Here is an 18,529-nt window from a genome sequence, read left to right as displayed (position 1 = left end):
TCACCTATTGAAGTTGCCACTTACGAATGTCAGAACAATTTAGCTTCGCGAAAGAAACGATTCCGGTTAGCCTCGAAGAGGAAATGCGGCATTCCTATCTCGACTATGCGATGAGCGTCATCGTAGGCCGGGCACTTCCCGATGTGCGGGATGGTTTGAAGCCCGTTCATCGGCGGATTTTGTTCGCGATGCACGAAAGCAGCAATGTCTGGAATCGCCCCTACGTTAAATGCGCTCGGGTGATCGGGGATGTGCTGGGTAAATATCACCCGCATGGCGACTTCGCTGCGTACGAAGCCTTGGTGCGGATGGCGCAGGATTTCTCGCTGCGCTACACACTGATTGATGGCCAGGGTAACTTTGGTTCGATCGATGGTGACCGCGCCGCAGCCTACCGCTACACCGAGTGTCGGCTTGAAAAAGTATCGAGCGAGTTGCTAGCTGATATCGACAAAGAAACGGTCGATTTCACGCCCAACTATGATGAAAAAGAGCTCGAGCCTACCGTCCTGCCAACCCGCATTCCAAACCTGCTAGTCAATGGCTCGTCCGGTATTGCCGTAGGTATGGCGACCAATATTCCGCCGCACAATCTTAGCGAAGTGATCGATGCCAGTTTGGCCTTGCTGGCTAATCCTGAGCTCAGCATTGATGAGCTGATTGATTTCGTTCCGGCGCCTGATTTCCCGACTGCTGGGATTATTTATGGTGTGGCGGGGGTGCGCGAAGGCTATCGTACTGGCCGTGGCCGTGTGGTGATGCGCGCCCGTACGCACATCGAAGACTGCGGTAAAAACAGCGACCGTCAAGCCATCATCGTGGATGAGCTGCCATATCAAGTGAACAAAGCCCGCCTGCTCGAGCGAATTGCCGAGCTGGTGCGGGAAAAAACGCTGGAAGGGATTTCAGATCTGCGCGATGAATCGGATAAATCCGGTATGCGCGTCGTAATTGAGCTTAAACGCGGTGAAGTTGCCGATGTGGTGCTCAATAACCTCTTTAAGCACACTCAGCTGCAGGATAGCTTTGGTATCAATATGGTGGCGCTGGTGGATGGCCAGCCACGCTTGTTGAATCTGAAGCAGGTGCTGGAATGCTTCCTCAAGCACCGCCGCGAAGTGGTGACGCGTCGCACGGTATTCGAGCTGCGCAAAGCGCGTGAGCGTGGCCATGTGCTCGAAGGCTTGGCCGTTGCGCTGTCTAACGTTGATGAAATGATCGCGCTGATCAAAGCCGCCGCAACCCCACCGGAAGCCAAAATCGCCTTGATGAATCGCGAATGGCGTTCCGCCTTGGTGGAAGACATGCTCTCGCGCACCGACATCAACGCTTCACGCCCGGATGGCTTGAGTGCCGACTTTGGTTTGACCGCCACCGGCTATCGCCTCTCGGATGTGCAGGCGCAAGAAATTCTGCAAATGCGATTGCAGCGCCTGACTGGCCTTGAGCAAGACAAAATCGTTGGTGAATATAAAGAAGTCATGGATAAGATCCTCGACTTGCTGGATATCCTGGCACGCACCGAGCGTGTCACCGCCATCATTGAGGGCGAATTAAGCGAAATCAAAGCTGGATATGGCGATGCGCGTAAATCAGAAATCATCGCTCATGGTGAAGATTTGTGCCTGGAAGACCTGATTACACCGCAAGACATGGTGGTTACGCTAACCCACGGTGGCTATATGAAAGCCACGCCAGCAGAAGAGTATCGGGCGCAGAAACGTGGCGGGCGCGGTAAGCAGGCGGCGGCCACCAAAGATGATGACTTCATTGATAGTCTCTTTGTCGCCAATACCCATGACTACATCCTGTGCTTTAGCTCGCGCGGCCGCGTGTATTGGCTGAAGGTGTATGAACTGCCACAAGGCGGTCGCACTAGCCGTGGCAAACCGATCATTAATCTGTTGCCGCTGGAAGACGATGAGAAAATCAACGCCATCCTGCCGATCAAGGATTTTAGCGAAGACAAATACGTCTTCATGGCTACGGCGGACGGCACAGTGAAGAAAACGCCATTGGCCGATTTCTCTCGCCCAATGAAGCGCGGCATTATTGCGATCAATCTGGAAGAAGGTAATTATCTGGTCGGCGTAGCGCTAACCCGTGGCGCGGGTGGGGCTGTCATTGATGATGAGGCCGCTGACGACGATGCGGTACTGGATGACGATAACCAAGACGAAAGCGTGGAAAGCTTGAGCATCGACGATGATCAAGTGATGCTGTTCTCGGATGCGGGTAAATCGGTCCGCTTTAGCCAGAGTAAAGTACGCCCGATGGGTCGTAATTCCAAAGGCGTGCGTGGCATGAAGCTGGGTGACGAGCAGAAAGTGATTTCTCTGCTGGTGGCCAATTCAGATCAGCAAATGGTACTTACCGCCAGCAACGGCGGTTATGGCAAACGTACGCCGGTAGGCGATTTCCGTCTGTCTGGTCGCGGCACCCAAGGGGTGATCGCGATGGATCTCACCGACAAAACCGGCCTGAAGCTGGTTGCGGCGAGCTTGGTCGATGAAACCGATGACGTGATGCTGATTACCACCGGCGGCGTGCTGATCCGCACCAAAGTGGCGGAAATCCGCGAAACCGGCCGTTCGGCCCAAGGTGTGCGGCTGATTAATCTGGATGATGGCGAGCAATTGTCGGGTCTGGAAAAAGTCTGCGAGCCGGATGATGACGGCGACGAGCTGCCACTGGACGGCGAAGCGCCGACTGCAGGTGCTGACGAGGCACCAGCCAGCGGCGAGTAATCTGATCGGCCGCCTCGCAGGCGGCGCTAACAAGGGGTGGTGATGAACGATTTGTGGTTACCCGTAGCAAATCCGGCTTTCTTTGCGCAAGTCGGCCCCTGGTTTATGGCGCTGCCGCATTGCAAAACCTTGGGGCTGGAGCTGGTGGCGGCCGAAAAGGGCAAAGTCACGCTCAAATTGCCTTTCAAGCCCGAACTGATCGGCAACCCGGAAACGCGCGTCTTGCATGGTGGGGTGGTTACTTCGCTAATCGACACCAGTAGCGGTGTGGCTCTGTATACCTTGCTGATGCAACCAGAAGCTGCCGCGACACTGGATTTGCGCATCGATTATCTGCGCCCGGCCAAGCCGGATCTACCGCTGTATTGCACGGCAGAATGTTATCGCCTGACCGAATCGGTGGCCTTTACCCGGGCTACGGCTTATCAGGATGATCCGACCAAGCCGGTGGCACACAGCGTGGCGACCTTTGCGCGAACTTCATCACCAACAGACAACTAGGGGGGGTATCGTGTCCTGCGATAATCTGGAAAAGGCGTTGGAGCAGATACCCTATGCCAAATTGCTGGGGGTGCAAGTCAGCCTGCAAGAGGGGCAGCCCCAGTTTTACCTACCCTATGCCGAGCACAATATCGGCAATATCTTGTTGCCGGCGCTGCATGGCGGTGTGATTGGCGGCTTTCTGGAAAACGCCGCCGTGCTGCACTTGATGTGGGCGCGCGAATCGGCCGGTATTCCGCGGATTGTGGATTTCTCGATTGATTTTCTCCGCTCTGGCAAACCGCTGGATCTCTATGGCCAGTGCGAGATCGTGCGTCAAGGCAAGCGCGTTGCCAATGTGCTGATGACTGCTTGGCAAGATGATCGCAGCAAACCCGTGGCGATGGCGCGGGCCCATTTTCTGTTAAATTAAAGCCGGTGGCGCCGGCTGGCGCCACGGCGGTTTCCCCACCTTGATGTAGAGAATTTCCGATGACGCAAGTATTTAATTTTTCTTCGGGTCCTGCTGTATTACCGGCAGACGTGTTGCGCCAAGTGCAGGCAGAATTGCTCGACTGGCATGGCTCGGGGATGAGCGTGATGGAAATGAGCCACCGCGGCCCTGAATTTGGGCAAATCTTGGCCGAAGCCGAAGCCGATTTGCGCACCTTGCTGAATATCCCGGCCAATTACAAAGTGCTGTTTTTGCAGGGTGGAGCGCATTTGCAGTTTGCGATGCTGCCATTTAACTTTGCCCCAGCAGGCAGTACGGTTGATTTTGTGAATACCGGGCATTGGTCCAAAGTCGCGATCAAAGAAGTGAGCCGCTACGCGCAGGTGAATATCGCTGCCAGCAGCGAAGATCGTAATTTTAGTTATGTGCCGGCTGAAGACTCTTGGCAGCGCAGCCCGAATGCAGCGTTTTTGCATTATTGCAGCAACGAAACCATCGGCGGCGTGGAGTTTAATTTCATACCCAAAGCCAATGGCGTACCGCTGATTTGCGATATGTCGTCCAATATTCTGTCGCGCCCAGTCGATGTCAGCCAGTTCGGTATGATTTACGCCGGCGCGCAAAAAAACATGGGCCCATCCGGGGTGGCGGTGAGCATCGTGCGCGAAGACCTGCTGGGTAAAGCCCGGCCGGAAACCCCAACCATGCTCAATTACACCACCTTTGCCGACAATGGCTCGATGTATAACACCCCGCCTTCATTCGGTATTTATGTGGCAGGCTTGGTTTACAAGCACGTGCTGGCCCAAGGTGGCTTGGCGGCGATGGAAGCGCAAAACATTGCCAAGGCCAATATCGTGTATGCCGCGATCGATGCCTCGGCCGGTTTCTATCGTTGCCCAACCGCATTGGCAGATCGCTCGAGAATGAATATTCCGTTCACGCTGGCTGATAGCCAGCTCGATGCGGCTTTCCTGCAAGGCGCCGAAGAGCGGCATTTGTTGCAGTTGAAAGGCCATCGCTCGGTGGGCGGCATGCGCGCCTCGATTTATAACGCGATGCCGGTCGCTGGTTGTCAGGCGCTGGCCGACTATATGCGTGAATTCGCACAACAACACGGCTGATTCAAATCAAGGAGCAAGCATGGCTGGTCAAGGCTCGGGTGGTAATGTAATTGCTGCGCTCTGCAGTTTCTTTATTCCTGGCTTGGGCCAATTGCTCCAAGGCCGTTTGCTGAAAGCGGCGCTGATGTTTGTACTGGCTGGCGCCTTGTGGTTCATTCTGCTGGGCTGGGTGGTGCACCTGTGGTCCATTCTGGATGCGGCAAAATTTAATCCGGGTAATAACTGATGTCTGATGAGCAACTGAATTTATTAAAAGAACACCGTGATGCAATTGATGCGCTGGATGCGCAAATTCTGCAGCTGATCAATCAGCGCGCGCAGCATGCCCACCAGATTGGGGTTATCAAAGGCGGCGGCATTATTTATCGCCCTGAGCGCGAAGCGCAGGTACTAACCCGTATAAAGGAAATCAACCAAGGCCCGCTCTCCGGTGAGGCAGTGGCGCGCTTGTTTCGCGAGATTATGTCGGCCTGCCTTGCGCTGGAAAAGCCGCTGACGATTGCTTATCTTGGCCCGGAAGGCACCTTTACCCAAGCGGCTGCGATCAAGCATTTTGGCCATGCCGCGCATACCTTGCCTTGCGCCTCCATTGATGAAGTTTTCCGGGTGGTGGAAGCTGGTAGCGCCGATTACGCCGTGGCACCGGTAGAAAACTCGACCGAAGGCGCGGTAGGACGCACGCTCGATCTGATGGTGGGTAGTGCCCTGAAAATCTGTGGTGAAGTGGTGCTGCGCATTCACCATCATCTGCTGCGGGTGAACGAAGGGCTGGCAGGGATTGAGCGCGTGTATTCGCATGCGCAAAGCCTAGCCCAGTGTCACGAATGGTTGAATAAAAACCTGCCTAGCCATGTGGAACGGATTTCGGTATCCAGCAATGCTGAAGCGGCGCGGCTGGCGAGCCTTGATCCAAGCAGCGCTGCAATTGCGGGCGACGCCGCCGCTGAGAAATACAATCTGTTAAAACTGGCGCAGAACATCGAAGACGAGCCCAATAACACCACACGCTTTTTGGTGCTGGGCCAGCAATATGCCGCGCGCTCAGGCCGTGACAAAACCTCGCTGGTGATTTCGGCGCCAAATCGCGCGGGGGCACTGCATTGTGTGGTCGAGCCTTTGGCGCGCAATGGCGTGTCGATGACCAAATTTGAATCTCGCCCGAGCCGCACCGGTTTGTGGGAATACGTCTTTTTTGCGGATGTGGAAGGCTTTGTCGAAGACGCCAATATGCAAACGGCGTTGCAAGAATTGCAAGACGTGGCGGCCTTTGTGAAGGTGCTGGGCTCTTATCCTCAAGCTGTCATCTAGCCGCGCTAGATTGCAAGAGCCTACCTTTCAAAGAGAGAAACCATGACGACTCTTCGTGCCGTAACCGTATTTTGTGGTGCCCGCATGGGGCACAACGCGGTTTATCAGCAAGCTGCCCGCAGCCTGGGGCAAAGCTTGGCCGCTCGTGACATCACCCTAATTTATGGCGGTGGCCATGTGGGCCTGATGGGCGCGGTGGCCGAAGGCTGCCTCGCGGCCGGCGGCAAAGTGATTGGGGTGATCCCCGAATTCATGGTCGAGCGCGAATTGGGCTACGGCGCCTGCACCGAGCTGGAAGTGGTGGATTCAATGCACACCCGCAAGGCGCGCATGGCTGAGCTGACCGATGGCTTTATCGCCATGCCCGGTGGTTTTGGCACTTTTGATGAGTTATTCGAAATTCTGACTTGGTCGCAAATCGGTTTGCACAACAAACCGGTCGGGCTTTTGAATATCAATCAGTATTTCGAGCCGTTGCGCGCTATGGTGGCGCATGCGGTGCGCGAAGGTTTTGTCGGCGAGCGCGATGCTGCCAAGCTGCTGTGCAATGCTGAGGCCGAAGGGCTGCTGGATTTATTGCAGGCAGCGCCGAATCAAGCAGCGGGGGAGTGGTGGAAAACCTAAGTCTGGCCAACCCACAAGATGCCAAACGGGCGGCCGAGCTGATCTATGAATCAGACGCCGCCTTTTATGATTACTGGTTTGCGCTGCCGCGTGAACTGACGCTACTGAATTTAGCGCAGCTGTGGCAGGCTGAAGCGGGCAGCTACAGCTATCGTAATGCGCAGGTGCTGCGCAATAGCGAAGAAGCGCTGATCGCGCTGGTGTTTCATTACCCCGCCACGTATGGCGCGCAACTGCAGCTATCTGATGGCTTGCAGGTCAATACCCTGCCGCTTGATAGCGATATTCTGCGCGCACGCCAGCGGCAGCTGGATTTTCTGTTTCCGCATTTACCGCCCGATGCCTGGTATTTACGCACCATCGCCACTCACCCCGATTATCGCGATCGCGGCCTCGGTTCCCGTATGCTCGAGCAAGTGATGTTTGCCGCCCGCGAAGCCGGCTATACCAGCCTGCATGTCGATGTCGATAGCGGCAATCCGGCTGCTGTGCGCTTTTATACCCGCCACGGCTTTGAAATCTGGGCCGAAACCCGCGTGCGCCATCTGGCGCAATTCAATCTGCCTGCCAGCCTGCGGCTGGTGAAATCGCTTTAGCCGCCTGCGCGGCTTGTCTTGCAAGGAACTCGCACAATGTCTCTCGCTGCACTCGCTCCGGATCATGTTCGCGCCATTGCGCCTTACCAACCGGGCAAACCGGTGTCCGAGCTCGCCCGTGAAATGGGGCTGGATCCGGCCACTATTGTGAAACTCGCCTCGAACGAAAACCCGCTCGGCATGAGCCCGTTGGCCCGCGCCGCGGTGGAGCGCGAGCTCGCCGAATTAGCCCGCTATCCAGATGGCAATGGCTTTGAGCTCAAAGCCAAAATCGCCAGCAAATTTGCCGTCAACCTCGATCAAATCGTACTCGGCAATGGCTCGAACGATATTCTGGAGCTGATCGCCCACGCCTTTTTGCAAACCGGTGATTCGGCGGTGTTTTCTGAATACGCTTTTGCCGTGTACCCACTGGCCACACAGGCCGTTGGTGCTACTAATATCTGTGTGAAAGCGGTGGATTATGGCCACGATCTGGAAGCTATGCGCGCCGCTATTCGCCCAGATACCAAAGTGGTTTGGATTGCCAACCCCAACAACCCCACCGGCACCTTGGCACGCCCGGGCGATCTGATCGAATTTTTGGAGCTATGCCCGGCCAATGTCTTGGTGGTGCTTGATGAAGCCTACACCGAATACCTACCGCGCGAAAAGCGCAGCGATTCGATTGGCTGGCTTAAGCAGTTTCCTAATCTGATTGTAGTGCGCACTTTCAGCAAAGCCTATGGTTTGGCGGGCCTGCGCGTGGGCTTTGCCCTGGCCAATCCGGCGGTGGCTGATATTCTCAATCGCGTGCGCCAGCCGTTTAATGTCAATAGCCTCGCTCAGGCCGCCGCCTGCGCCGCGCTGGATGATGTCGAGTTTCTGCGCCGCTCGGTTGAGGTGAACACTGCTGGTATGCAGCAAACCACCACCGCTTTGCGCGAGCTGGGGCTGGGGTTTATCGAAAGTCATGGCAACTTTGTGACTTTTCATTGCGGCGATGCGGCGCTACTGAATCAGTTTATGCTCGAGCGCGGCGTGATTGTACGGCCATTGGCCGGTTACAAGATGGCCAATAGCCTGCGGGTGTCTATTGGTTTGCCCGAAGAAAACGCCCGCTTTATCGAAGTGCTACGCGAGGCCATGGCTGACTAGGGGTATTGCTCTGTAGCCATCTAAAATCAATGCATTTGAGGCAGTACCAGCTGGGGTATAGAAATCTCGCTCCGGCTGCCTGCCTCGGTTATAATGACGCCAATCACAAGAATCAGTTTGCCGGGGTTGATGATGTTTGATCGCAAGTATGTTTCCGAATACACCCAATTCATGAACCAGTTTTTGCAAGAAAATCCAGAAGTGGCCAAAGGCCAGCTGGAAGGTCGTGCATTGCTGTGGGATAAAGCGCCCATCGATCTGGACGAGCGCAAACGCAACGACGAATCGCGCGTAAACAAATAAGCGCGGTTAAGTCGGCCCAATAAAAAAACGCCATCGCAGGATGGCGTTTTTTATTGCTGGTATTTCAGCGCACTTAAGCGCTTTTGCGTGCGCAATAAAAAAGGGAGGCTAAGCGCCTCCCTTGCTGTTACCCGCTAGCGGGTGCGGTGCGCGACTTATTTCGCTGCGCCACCACCTACCACTTCCAGCGTTTCCCACTTGCCGCCTTTCACGGTGTAGAGGGCAATCGCACCGTTTTTGATGTCGCCTTTCTCATCAAAAGTCACCGAGCCAGTTACGCCTTGGTAGTCGGTTTTGGCCAGCTCTGGCAGGTATTTAGCTGGATCAGACGAGCCTGCTTTTTGCATCGCCGCTACCATTACTTTGACTGCGTCGTAGCAGTATGGAGCATACAGCTGTACTTCGGTGCCAAACTTGGCTTTGAATTTATCCAGGAAAGCCTGACCGCCAGCCAGTTTGTCTTTTGGCATGCCTGGTGAAGAAGAAATCATACCTTCAGCATCGGCGCCAGCCAGTTTGATGAATTCTGGGGTTTGGGTGCCGTCACCGCCCATCACTTTGGCGTTCAGACCCAGTTTCTTGGCTTGTTTTTTCAGTGGCGCTGCTTGCGCATCCATGCCGCCGTAGAAAATCAGATCAGGTTTTGCACCCTTGATGCTGGTCAGGATCGCGTTGAAGTCGGTTTCCTGATTGGTGGTGAATTCACGTTTCACCACTTCAGCGCCCGCGGCTTTAGCGGCTTTTTCAAATTCGTCGGCCAAACCCTGACCATATGCTGTACGGTCATCGATGATGGCTACCTTTTTCGCGCCCAGTTTCACGGCGTATTCGCCCAGCACTTTACCTTGCTGTGCATCGTTGGCCATCACGCGGAAGGCGGTTTTAAAGCCTTGTGCGGTGTAGGCTACTGCGGTGGCTGATGGTGAAATTTGGGCAATGCCCGCATCCGAGTAAATTTTCGAAGCAGGGATGGTGGTGCCAGAATTCAGGTGGCCGATCACGCCGGCGACTTTCTGATCAACAAAACGCTGGGCCACGGTGGTAGCGGTTTTCGGATCGGCCTGGTCGTCTTCCGACACCATTTCCAGTTTCATTTTTTTGCCGCCGATATCCACGCCGCCGGCTTCGTTGATTTCATCAATGGCCATTTTCACGCCATTTTCATTGTCTTTACCCAGGTGGGCGATATTACCGGTCAGCGGCGCGGCGTGACCGATTTTGATGATGTCACCGGCTGGGGCGGCTTCGGCTTTGGCCGCTGGCTGGCTGGCCGCTTCCGGAGCGGCGGCGGGTTCTTGTTTGCCGCATGCGGTCATGGCCACAATGGCGGCAGCGATCAGGCTGTAACGGGCGATTGTCATGTCGAAGTATCCCCAAGGGTGTGTTTGTTTGGTTGCGCGATATTCATGTGTACCGACTTATTCCAATGCGGCGCATGAGTGCGTGAATGCATTAGAAGGCACAAATATCCCCTTAGCAATGTAGCCCATTGAATAAGGATAATCCTGTAGTTGCACCGCAACAGTAGTGCGCAAATTCAACCATAACAGTTTTAAACGCTAGCACTGTAAGGTGAAAACTGGCCGCGAGGGCGCATCGCAGCTGCGCTGCAAAATACCGGACTGCCAGCGATGGTTTCGCAGTTTGTAAGTTTTTGGGTGGGTGTTGTCGCGACAGCCAAAGTGGCTAAATGTTGCACTAATGCGACGAATGACCATAAAAAAGGGAGCCAGCTGGCTCCCTTTTTTAGCGCTAATGCTTGCGGGCGGTTATTTCGCCACGGCGCCACCAACCACTTCTACGATTTCCCATTTGCCGTTTTTCACGCTGTAAACCGTGATCGCGCCATTGTTGATATCGCCTTTGGCATCAAAGCTGATCGGGCCAGTAACGCCTTGATATTTGATCGCAGCGAGTTTCGGCAGGTATTTGGCTGGCTCAGCTGAGCCGGCTTCTTGCATGGCTTGCACCATGATTTTCACTGAGTCATAGCAATACGGTGAATACAGCTGCACTTCATTGCCAAACTTGGCTTTGAATTTATCCAAGAATGCTTTGCCGCCAGCGAGTTGGTCTTTAGGCGTGCCTGGGCTTGTGGCCAGCATGCCTTCAGCATCGGCACCAGCCAGTTTGATAAATTCAGGGGTTTGCGCGCCATCGCCGCCCATGATCTGGGCGTTAATGCCCAGTTTTTTGGCTTGTTTTTTCAGCGGCGCCGCTTGCGCATCCATGCCACCGTAGAAAATCAGATCAGGCTGGGTGCCCTTAATGCCGGTCAGCAGGGCATTGAAGTCGGTTTCGTTGTTGCTGGTGAATTCGCGTTTAACGATTTGCGCGCCAGCCGCTTTGGCGGCTTTTTCAAATTCATCAGCCAAGCCCTGACCATAGGCGGTACGGTCATCCACGATAGCGATTTTTTTCGCGCCCAGTTTCACGGCATATTCGCCCAACACTTTACCTTGCTGCGCATCATTGGCCATCACGCGGAAGGCGGTTTTAAAGCCTTGTGCGGTGTAGGCCACCGCGGTGGCCGAGGGGGAAATCTGCGCAATGCCGGCATCGGAGTAAATTTTCGAGGCAGGAATCGTCGTGCCTGAATTCATGTGGCCAATTACGCCTGCCACTTTTTGATCGACAAAGCGCTGCGCCACGGTCGTTGCGGTTTTCGGATCGCCCTGATCATCTTCCGACAGCATTTCCAGCTTCATTTTCTTGCCGCCGATGTCTACGCCGCCTGCCGCGTTGATCTCGTCGATCGCCAGCTTCACGCCGTTTTCATTGTCTTTACCAAAGTGCGCCGCAGGACCGGTCAGGGCGGCCACATGGCCGATCTTGATTACGTCGGTCGTGGTTTCGGCGGCCGCTTGTGGCGCGCTGGCATCGGCCGCTGGCGTTTGGGTTTGTTGTTTGCACGCAGCAAGGCCGGTAATGGCGGCTGCAATCAGGCTGTAGGCAGCAATTTTTTTCATGATGGGAATCGAGTCCAAGCGTATTCAGTGGTGTGGGCAGACGCACGGCACCTGCGTGCGCTTATCTTGCGAGGACGTATGCAAAATAAATACTGGGGTATTCCTGTAGATGGCTGTAAGTGATTGATTGAAATTGTTTTAAACGCTGAGATCAAGCTGCTGCAGGCTGCCGGCCTGACCATTTTCGCGCAGGTAAATGCCACTGGCGCGCAGCTGCCCTAGATTGCGGTTTTGGCCGTCATTCAAATCAAAATCGGCTTTGGCGTAGCCCAGATACAGTGCACCAATCTGGGCCTGCGCCAGCGATTGCAATTGATCGTTGCCGCTGGCGTCTTTAAGCCAGAGTTTCAGCTCGCCAAATACGGCGTCGTCTTCATCAATCCAGCCATTGCGGTCTTGATCAAACTGGGCGAGATCGGCAAAGCCATTGCCGCTTTTCGCGCCAAATAGCTCGCCACCATGATTGATTTTGCCATCCTGATTGCGATCGAGCGCCAGATACGCGCTGCCGTGATTAAGCAGGCTGATGTTCTCGCGGCGGCCATCCTGATCCAGATCGAACTGGAAAGTCTGCGGGCTAAGTGTTGCTGCTGGTGCGGCGTAGTTGAGCACCAAGGGGTCTTTTTTCGGCCGCGCAGCGCTGCCGGTGGCGACATCCAGCGTGACGCTGCGCTGAAATTGCCGGCTGAGGCTTAATTCGGCGCTAAAGCTGATGTGCATGCCATCGCTGGTTTCAATGGTGCCGCTGGCGGCGTACTGGGTGCTTTCCTGTTCTTGTTCCTCGGCGGCGTAATGCAGAATAAAACCGCCTTCATCTAAGGTGGTGGGGGTATTGCTATCGGTACTTGGTTTGGATTGATCTTTAGGGTGATACTCGGTGAGGGTAATCGATTCGCCGAGCATGATTTCCAAAAGCGAGCGTATCAGCTTGAGCCGTGGGTCATTATCGATGGCTGCTTGTAATTCTTCCTGCACGCGGGCCGGGGCGGAGATATCGACCGTGCTGCTGGCGGGGGTGCTGGGCCGTGGGGGTTGATATTGCAGCGATAATTTTTCACTGCGCTGCTGGCTAAATTGGCGCTGGGCACTCAATTGCAGTTGGCTATCGGTGATACGCATGGTCGGCTCCGCTGGGGCGGCGATATGGCCCTATCAGCGCTATCGGCAGCCTAGCCGCGAGTTATAGCGCGCCGCGTTCGGCCAGGGACACCACCTGATGAGCGGCAACGATGAAATGATCCAGAAGCTGGATATCCAAGAGCTGCAGCGCGGCTTGTAATTGGCGGCTGAGCTGCAGATCGGCAGCCGAAGGCTCGGCCTGCCCGCTGGGGTGGTTGTGCGCCACAATCACCGCCGCGGCATGGTATTGCAGTGCCAGTCGGGCGAGTTCGCGCGGATAAACATGGGTTTGCGCAAGGGTGCCTTTGCTGAGTACCTCGGCGCGGATCAGTCGGTAGCCACTGTCGAGTAGCAAGACATGAAATTCTTCCTGCGCCAAGCCGCGCAGCCGCAAACGCAGCAAATCGCGCACGGCGGCTGGATTATGCAAGGTATCGCGCTGGGCTAGCTCTTCGCTCAGCGCACGGCGGCTCATTTCCAGCACCGCTTGTAGCTGCGCGTATTTGGCGGCACCCACGCCGGCAATCGGCGCAAAATCGCTCAGGCTGGCGGCAAACAGAGCCTGCAGCGAGCCAAAATGGCTGAGTAAATCTTGCGCGAGCTCCACCGCCGATTTGCCGGGCAAGCCCACCCGCAAAAAGATCGCCAAGAGCTCGGCATCGCTAAGGGCGCTGGCGCCGCGCTGCAACAATTTCTCGCGCGGGCGACTTTCGCTGGGCCAATCGCTGATCGACATGGGCTTTTTTCGGTAAACTAGACGATTCTTTCTAGCAAAAGGCGCGCAGGACGTGAGCCCGAATCCAAAGAAAAAAATCGTGCTGGGCGTGAGCGGCGGGGTGGCGGCGTATAAATCGGCCGAGCTCACTCGCTTGCTCGTGAAGGCCGGCTACGATGTGCATGTGGTGATGACCGAAGCGGCCACCCACTTCGTCGGCCCCGTAACCTTTCAAGCCCTGAGTGGCAATCTGGTCTACACGGATCAGTGGGATCCGCGCCGGCCGAATAATATGCCGCACATTGATCTCACCCGCGGCGCGGCAGCGGTGCTGGTGGCGCCCGCTTCGGCTGATCTGCTGGCCAAGCTCGCCAATGGCTTGTGCGATGATTTGCTGACTACCTTGCTGGCCGCGCGCGATTGCCCACTGCTGGTAGCGCCGGCGATGAATCGGCAAATGTGGGAAAACCCGCCCAATCAGCGCAATATCGCGCAATTAAAAGCCGATGGTGTCGCCATTCTTGGGCCCGGGCATGGCGAGCAGGCCTGCGGTGAAGTGGGTGATGGCCGCATGCTCGAAGCCGAGCAATTGTTTGAATTACTCGAGGCGGCGCTGCAGCCCAAAGCCCTGAGTGGCCAGCGCGTGCTGATTACCGCTGGGCCCACCTTTGAGCGCATTGATGCCGTGCGCGGCATCACCAATGTCAGCAGCGGTAAAATGGGCTACGCGATTGCCCGCGCGGCCTACGAGGCCGGCGCCGAAGTGGTGCTAGTATCGGGCGAAACCAGCCTGCCGACGCCGATTGGTGCGCGGCGCATCAATGTGAAATCGGCGCAGCAAATGCTGGCCGCGGTCGAGGCCGAAGTGGCGCGTACAGATATTTTCATTGGCGTGGCGGCGGTGGCTGATTATTACGTGCTCAATCCTTCCGAGCAGAAAATCAAAAAAGACGCGCATATTCTCACGCTGGAATTAGCGCCAAACCCGGATATCCTCGCGGGGGTTTCCGCCCGCGAGCAGCCGCCATTCTGTGTCGGCTTTGCGGCCGAATCGGAAAACCTGCTGGAGTATGCCGAAGCCAAGCGCCAGCGTAAAAAACTGCCGCTGCTGGTGGCCAATCTGGTGCAAACCGCTTTCGGGGCGGATACCAATGAAGTGGTGCTGCTGGATGATCATGGCGAAACCCGCCTGCATTCGGCGCCTAAAATCGAAATCGCCCGCAAGCTGGTGGCGCATATTGCGCGGTTGCTGCCGGAATATCGCCGCGACTAAGTGCTGGCCCGCCAAATATCTACTGCACTATTTCGCATGGGTATTGCCGGCTAATCCATGAATTTATTGATTTTGAGGTGAATACCTCGCTGGAGTATCGTAATGAGCCAACCCGTCATTGATGTCAAAATTCTCGATCAACGCCTGCATGACAATTTGCCCGCCTATGCCACGCCAGGCTCGGCTGGGCTCGATCTGCGCGCCTGCCTTGATGCGCCGCTAGAGCTGGCACCTGGCGCCACCACGCTGATCCCGACCGGGATGGCGATTCACCTTGATGACCCGAGCCTGGCGGCCATGATTTTGCCGCGCTCGGGGCTAGGCCATAAGCACGGTATCGTGCTGGGCAATCTGGTGGGCCTGATCGATTCGGATTACCAAGGCCAGCTGTTTGTGTCGGTATGGAATCGCGGCAGCAGCAGCTTTACCATCCAGCCACTGGAGCGGATTGCCCAGCTGATTATTGTGCCGGTGGTGCAGGTGGGCTTTAATCTGGTGGATGAATTTGGCGCCTCTAGCCGCGGCGAAGGCGGCTTTGGTAGCACCGGCAAGCAATAAACTCGTGCCCCATTCGCATCCACGCGCCAGCTGGCCAGCAACGCTGGCGGGCTGCTTAGGCGGGGCGGGGGCTCAAGCCCGGTAGTTGCTCGGTTTGATCGCTAATCAAGCCCGCCAGCGGCCAGCCCAGCACTGCCGCATATTCGCTTGGGTGTTGTACGCCATACAGCCAGCAGGGCACCTGATTGCGGCTCAGTTCACTAATTTGCGCCGCGCTGGCGATTTCATAATCAAAGACCAGCCCGACGGCGCGGGGTACGGTGGCCAGCATGGTAAAGAGGCCAATCGTGCGCACCGGCGCATTGGCCAGCAACAGGGCGCAAGGTAGGCGCGTTTCGCGCGCCAGTGTCAGGATCAGCGGGTGGTGAAAAGAGCTGATCAGGCCATGAAAGGGCTGCGCCAAGTTGGCCAGCACCGTGCGCGTAGCCGGTAGGCTATCGGCCGATTTGAGTTCCAGATTCCAGAATGCCTGCGGGAAAGCCGCCAGCGCATCCGCGAGGCTCGGCACGGCGTAGCCTTGAATCTCGCTGAGTTCTTGCTGGCTGAGCTCACTCACCAAGGCGCCGTTGGCGGCGGTGCGGTCATGAAACAAAATCGCCTGCCCATCGCGATCAACTCGGATATCGGTCTCAAAGCCTGCCATCCCGGCGGCCCAGGCTGCGGCAAACGCGGCCAAAGTGTTGTCGGGATGACTGCGGGTCCAACCGCGATGCGCAATGAAATACATGTCGGGTACACTCGAAGCTGCGGTAAAAAGCCGCAGCGAAGAAAAATGACGATCAGGAATTTGCAATGATGGCACGCCGGCCTTGGATGGCTTTGCTTTCGCTGCTCTGCGCGCTCGGCGCCAGTGTAGCACCGACCCACGCGCAAGAACCACAGCCCACCAGCAAGGGCAGTAACAATGCCAGCGCACCGGCCTGGGCGGCCAAAGGTCAGCGCCCCCGCATCGGGCTGGTGCTCGGGGGTGGCGGCGCGCGCGGCTTTGCGCATATCGGGGCGCTAAAAGTGCTGCAGGATAATCGCATTCCGATCGATTGTGTGGTGGGAACCAGTATCGGCTCGCTGGTGGGCGCCGCCTATGCCGCCGGCCGCACGCCGGACGACATGGCCGCACGGGTTGGCAAAGCCAATTGGGATGACCTTTTGTCATCCACCCTGCCACGGCAGGTGAGTTCTTATCGCAAAAAACAGGATGACGCGCTGGCGCTGATCCCGCTGGAGCTGGGCATTGGCGATGATCTGCAAGTCAAACTGCCCAACGCCGCGATCAGCACGCAGAAAATCGAGTTTTTCCTGCGCGACCTGACTTTTGCCGGCACCGCAGCCAATTTTGACGCGCTGCCGATCCCATATCGGGCGATTGCCACTGATCTGGCCACCGGTGAAATGGTGGTGTTTAAAGAGGGCGATCTGGTGACCGCCATGCGCGCCAGTATGGCGGTGCCTGGATTGTTTCCGCCGGTATTGCAAGGCGAGCGCTTGCTGGTCGATGGCGGCTTGGTGCGCAATGTACCGGTGGATGTGGCGCGGCAAACCTGCGCCGATGTGGTGATTGCAATTGATGTCGGCTCTGAGCCCTTGCACCGCGATGAGCTCACCAGCGTGCTGTCGTTTGCCGATCAATACACGCGGTTGATGATGATTCAAAACGTAAAGCCGCAGCTTGAATCCCTCACCGCCGATGATGTGCTGATTTCGCCAGCGCTGGGCAATCTCTCATCCAGCGATTTTAAAAAATCGGCCGAGCTGATTAATGCGGGCGAGCTGGCCACACTGAAAGTGCTCAGCCAGCTACAGCGCTATGCCTTACCGGCCGACGAATACGCCGCTTGGGATGCCCAGCGGGTGGGGCAACATCTGCAATCCAAGCCGGTGTTGGCCGTGAAGGTGAAAGACAGCGTGCATGTGAACCCGGAAGTGGTGAAAAAAGAGCTGGATGTACCGCTGAACGAGCCGCTGGATATCGCCGAATTTCAAAATAATCTGTCGCGCGTGTACGCACGTGGCGACTTTTCGCAGCTGGATTACGAGCTAACCCGCGATCCGGCCGGGCAGGGTGATGAGCTTACCGTATTGCCCATCGAGAAAAGCTGGGGGCCCAATTATCTGAATCTGGGGCTGGGCTTTGGTTCGGATTTTCGTAATTCCACCCCGTGGAGCTTTAGCGCCCAATATCGCCGCACCTGGATGAATTCTTTGGGCGCCGAATGGAAAACGCTGGTGAAACTGGGCTCGAGCCAAGTCTTGCAGAGCGAGTTTTATCAGCCGTTGCAGCTGGATGGGCTGGTGTTTTTGTCGCCCTATTTGCAGCTGCGGGATCAGCCGATTGATTTGTGGCTCGGTGGCGAGCCGATTGCCAGTTATTCGGTGCAGCGCAATAGTTTCGGCGTGGATTTGGGCTCGACGCTGACCAAATACGGCGAGCTGCGGCTTGGGGCGGTGTTCAACGATTATCGCCTCACTAAACAAGTCGGGCTGGGCGCGCTGGATGATGATAGAGGGCGCGATTATGGCCTGCGGCTTAGCCTGCATTACGATCAGCTGGATAATTATTTTTTCCCGAAAGAAGGTCAGTATCTCAATCTGCAGGGGTATGTCTCGCTAAAAGACAGCCCTGGTAGCTTTGAAGACTATACCCGTCTATTTGCCGAATACCGCATGGCGCGCCCGATGGGCAAAGGCGCGTGGCAGCTGACGCTGCGCGGGCAGGAAACCACGGGCAATGCACCGCTGTATACCGATATCCGCTGGCTCGGCGGCTTTTTGAATATGTCCAGCTATGGCTACCAAGAGCGGCTGACCAATCGCTTCCTGTATGCCTCATGGCAGTATTATCAGCCCACGAGCTGGCTGACCGGTTCGTATTGGGGGCTGGGGTTGGAATTCGGTAAAAACTTTGATGCCTTTGACTTTATTGCCGGCGATACGATGTTCAGTGCGGTGGCGTATCTGGCCTACGACAGCTTTATGGGGCCGGTGTATCTGGGGGCGAGCTATGGCGACAATAACCAGGCCACCTTGTACTTTATGCTGGGTAAACAGTTCTAAGCCTATGACATCCTCTTGTAATGACGCCGCCCGCCCTGATCTATTGCGGGCTACCGTTTTACCGAATGACT

Annotated in this window: 18 protein-coding genes; 13 read left to right on the top strand and 5 right to left on the bottom strand. The window is 56.2% G+C overall.

Going from position 1 to position 18,529, the window contains the following annotated elements:
• Positions 1-26: 26 nt before the first annotated feature.
• The 10 genes from gyrA (at position 27) to QV747_RS12675 (ending at position 8,773) form a co-directional block, all read left to right on the top strand.
• On the top strand, positions 27-2,747 hold the full coding sequence (gyrA, locus tag QV747_RS12720; RefSeq protein ID WP_273431410.1) for a DNA gyrase subunit A: 2,721 nt from the start codon (positions 27-29) through the stop codon (positions 2,745-2,747).
• A 42-nt stretch (positions 2,748-2,789) separates the two neighbouring features.
• On the top strand, positions 2,790-3,248 hold the full coding sequence (locus QV747_RS12715) for a PaaI family thioesterase (protein ID WP_028450924.1): 459 nt from the start codon (positions 2,790-2,792) through the stop codon (positions 3,246-3,248).
• Positions 3,249-3,258: 10 nt separating this feature from the next.
• The gene (locus QV747_RS12710; RefSeq protein ID WP_231550473.1) at positions 3,259-3,660 is read left to right on the top strand and encodes a PaaI family thioesterase; all 402 of its coding nucleotides are present in this window, start codon (positions 3,259-3,261) and stop codon (positions 3,658-3,660) included.
• A 59-nt stretch (positions 3,661-3,719) separates the two neighbouring features.
• Complete coding sequence (gene serC, locus QV747_RS12705) at positions 3,720-4,805, top strand: 3-phosphoserine/phosphohydroxythreonine transaminase (RefSeq protein ID WP_273431407.1); 1,086 nt, start codon at positions 3,720-3,722, stop codon at positions 4,803-4,805.
• A 19-nt stretch (positions 4,806-4,824) separates the two neighbouring features.
• Positions 4,825-5,031: a hypothetical protein gene (locus QV747_RS12700; protein WP_028450921.1), complete on the top strand. Its 207-nt coding sequence runs from the start codon at positions 4,825-4,827 to the stop codon at positions 5,029-5,031.
• Positions 5,031-6,113, top strand: coding sequence for a prephenate dehydratase (pheA, locus tag QV747_RS12695; protein ID WP_028450920.1), 1,083 nt, complete (start codon positions 5,031-5,033; stop codon positions 6,111-6,113). Before QV747_RS12700 ends, pheA begins: the two co-directional genes overlap by 1 nt.
• Before the next feature lie 42 nt (positions 6,114-6,155).
• A complete protein-coding gene (locus tag QV747_RS12690; RefSeq protein ID WP_273431404.1) occupies positions 6,156-6,737 on the top strand; it encodes a TIGR00730 family Rossman fold protein in 582 nt (193 codons plus the stop codon).
• Positions 6,725-7,333: an N-acetyltransferase gene (locus QV747_RS12685; RefSeq protein WP_273431402.1), complete on the top strand. Its 609-nt coding sequence runs from the start codon at positions 6,725-6,727 to the stop codon at positions 7,331-7,333. The genes QV747_RS12690 and QV747_RS12685 overlap by 13 nt, the downstream gene beginning before the upstream one ends.
• A 36-nt stretch (positions 7,334-7,369) precedes the next feature.
• Complete coding sequence (gene hisC / locus QV747_RS12680) at positions 7,370-8,470, top strand: histidinol-phosphate transaminase (RefSeq protein ID WP_273431400.1); 1,101 nt, start codon at positions 7,370-7,372, stop codon at positions 8,468-8,470.
• A gap of 132 nt (positions 8,471-8,602) precedes the next feature.
• Positions 8,603-8,773, top strand: a complete 171-nt coding sequence (locus tag QV747_RS12675) for a DUF3460 family protein (protein ID WP_231550471.1) — start codon at positions 8,603-8,605, stop codon at positions 8,771-8,773.
• Positions 8,774-8,928: 155 nt separating this feature from the next.
• On the opposite strand, the gene QV747_RS12670 is transcribed toward QV747_RS12675, so the two are convergent.
• The 4 genes from QV747_RS12670 to radC all read right to left on the bottom strand — a co-directional run bounded on the left by QV747_RS12670 (position 8,929) and on the right by radC (position 13,597).
• Positions 8,929-10,134, bottom strand: a complete 1,206-nt coding sequence (locus tag QV747_RS12670; protein ID WP_273431397.1) for a branched-chain amino acid ABC transporter substrate-binding protein — start codon at positions 10,132-10,134, stop codon at positions 8,929-8,931.
• Between the two features lie 408 nt (positions 10,135-10,542).
• Complete coding sequence (locus tag QV747_RS12665; RefSeq protein ID WP_273431395.1) at positions 10,543-11,742, bottom strand: branched-chain amino acid ABC transporter substrate-binding protein; 1,200 nt, start codon at positions 11,740-11,742, stop codon at positions 10,543-10,545.
• Between the two features lie 138 nt (positions 11,743-11,880).
• Positions 11,881-12,861 carry a hypothetical protein gene (locus tag QV747_RS12660; RefSeq protein WP_273431393.1) on the bottom strand — a complete coding sequence of 327 codons (981 nt, stop codon included), beginning with the start codon at positions 12,859-12,861 and terminating at the stop codon, positions 11,881-11,883.
• A gap of 61 nt (positions 12,862-12,922) precedes the next feature.
• The gene (gene radC, locus QV747_RS12655) at positions 12,923-13,597 is read right to left on the bottom strand and encodes a DNA repair protein RadC (RefSeq protein ID WP_273431391.1); all 675 of its coding nucleotides are present in this window, start codon (positions 13,595-13,597) and stop codon (positions 12,923-12,925) included.
• 52 nt (positions 13,598-13,649) lie between these two features.
• On the opposite strand from radC, the gene coaBC reads away from it, so the two are divergent.
• Complete coding sequence (gene coaBC, locus QV747_RS12650) at positions 13,650-14,849, top strand: bifunctional phosphopantothenoylcysteine decarboxylase/phosphopantothenate--cysteine ligase CoaBC (protein ID WP_273431389.1); 1,200 nt, start codon at positions 13,650-13,652, stop codon at positions 14,847-14,849.
• 102 nt (positions 14,850-14,951) lie between these two features.
• Entirely contained in the window at positions 14,952-15,407 is a 456-nt protein-coding gene (dut, locus tag QV747_RS12645) for a dUTP diphosphatase (RefSeq protein ID WP_028450911.1), read from the top strand.
• A gap of 55 nt (positions 15,408-15,462) precedes the next feature.
• Here the strand turns inward: dut and QV747_RS12640 are convergent, their stop codons facing one another.
• Complete coding sequence (locus tag QV747_RS12640) at positions 15,463-16,134, bottom strand: glycerophosphodiester phosphodiesterase (RefSeq protein ID WP_273431387.1); 672 nt, start codon at positions 16,132-16,134, stop codon at positions 15,463-15,465.
• 65 nt (positions 16,135-16,199) lie between these two features.
• Here QV747_RS12640 and QV747_RS12635 point away from each other — a divergent pair, with 65 nt between their 5' ends.
• Positions 16,200-18,458, top strand: coding sequence for a patatin-like phospholipase family protein (locus QV747_RS12635; RefSeq protein WP_273431385.1), 2,259 nt, complete (start codon positions 16,200-16,202; stop codon positions 18,456-18,458).
• The last annotated feature ends 71 nt before the right edge of the window (positions 18,459-18,529 follow it).

This window comes from uncultured Chitinibacter sp. (assembly GCF_945957625.1).
GTDB lineage: Bacteria > Pseudomonadota > Gammaproteobacteria > Burkholderiales > Chitinibacteraceae > Chitinibacter > Chitinibacter tainanensis.
The sequence above is the reverse complement of the archived record's forward strand: the minus strand, read 5'-3'. Positions and strand labels throughout refer to the sequence as shown.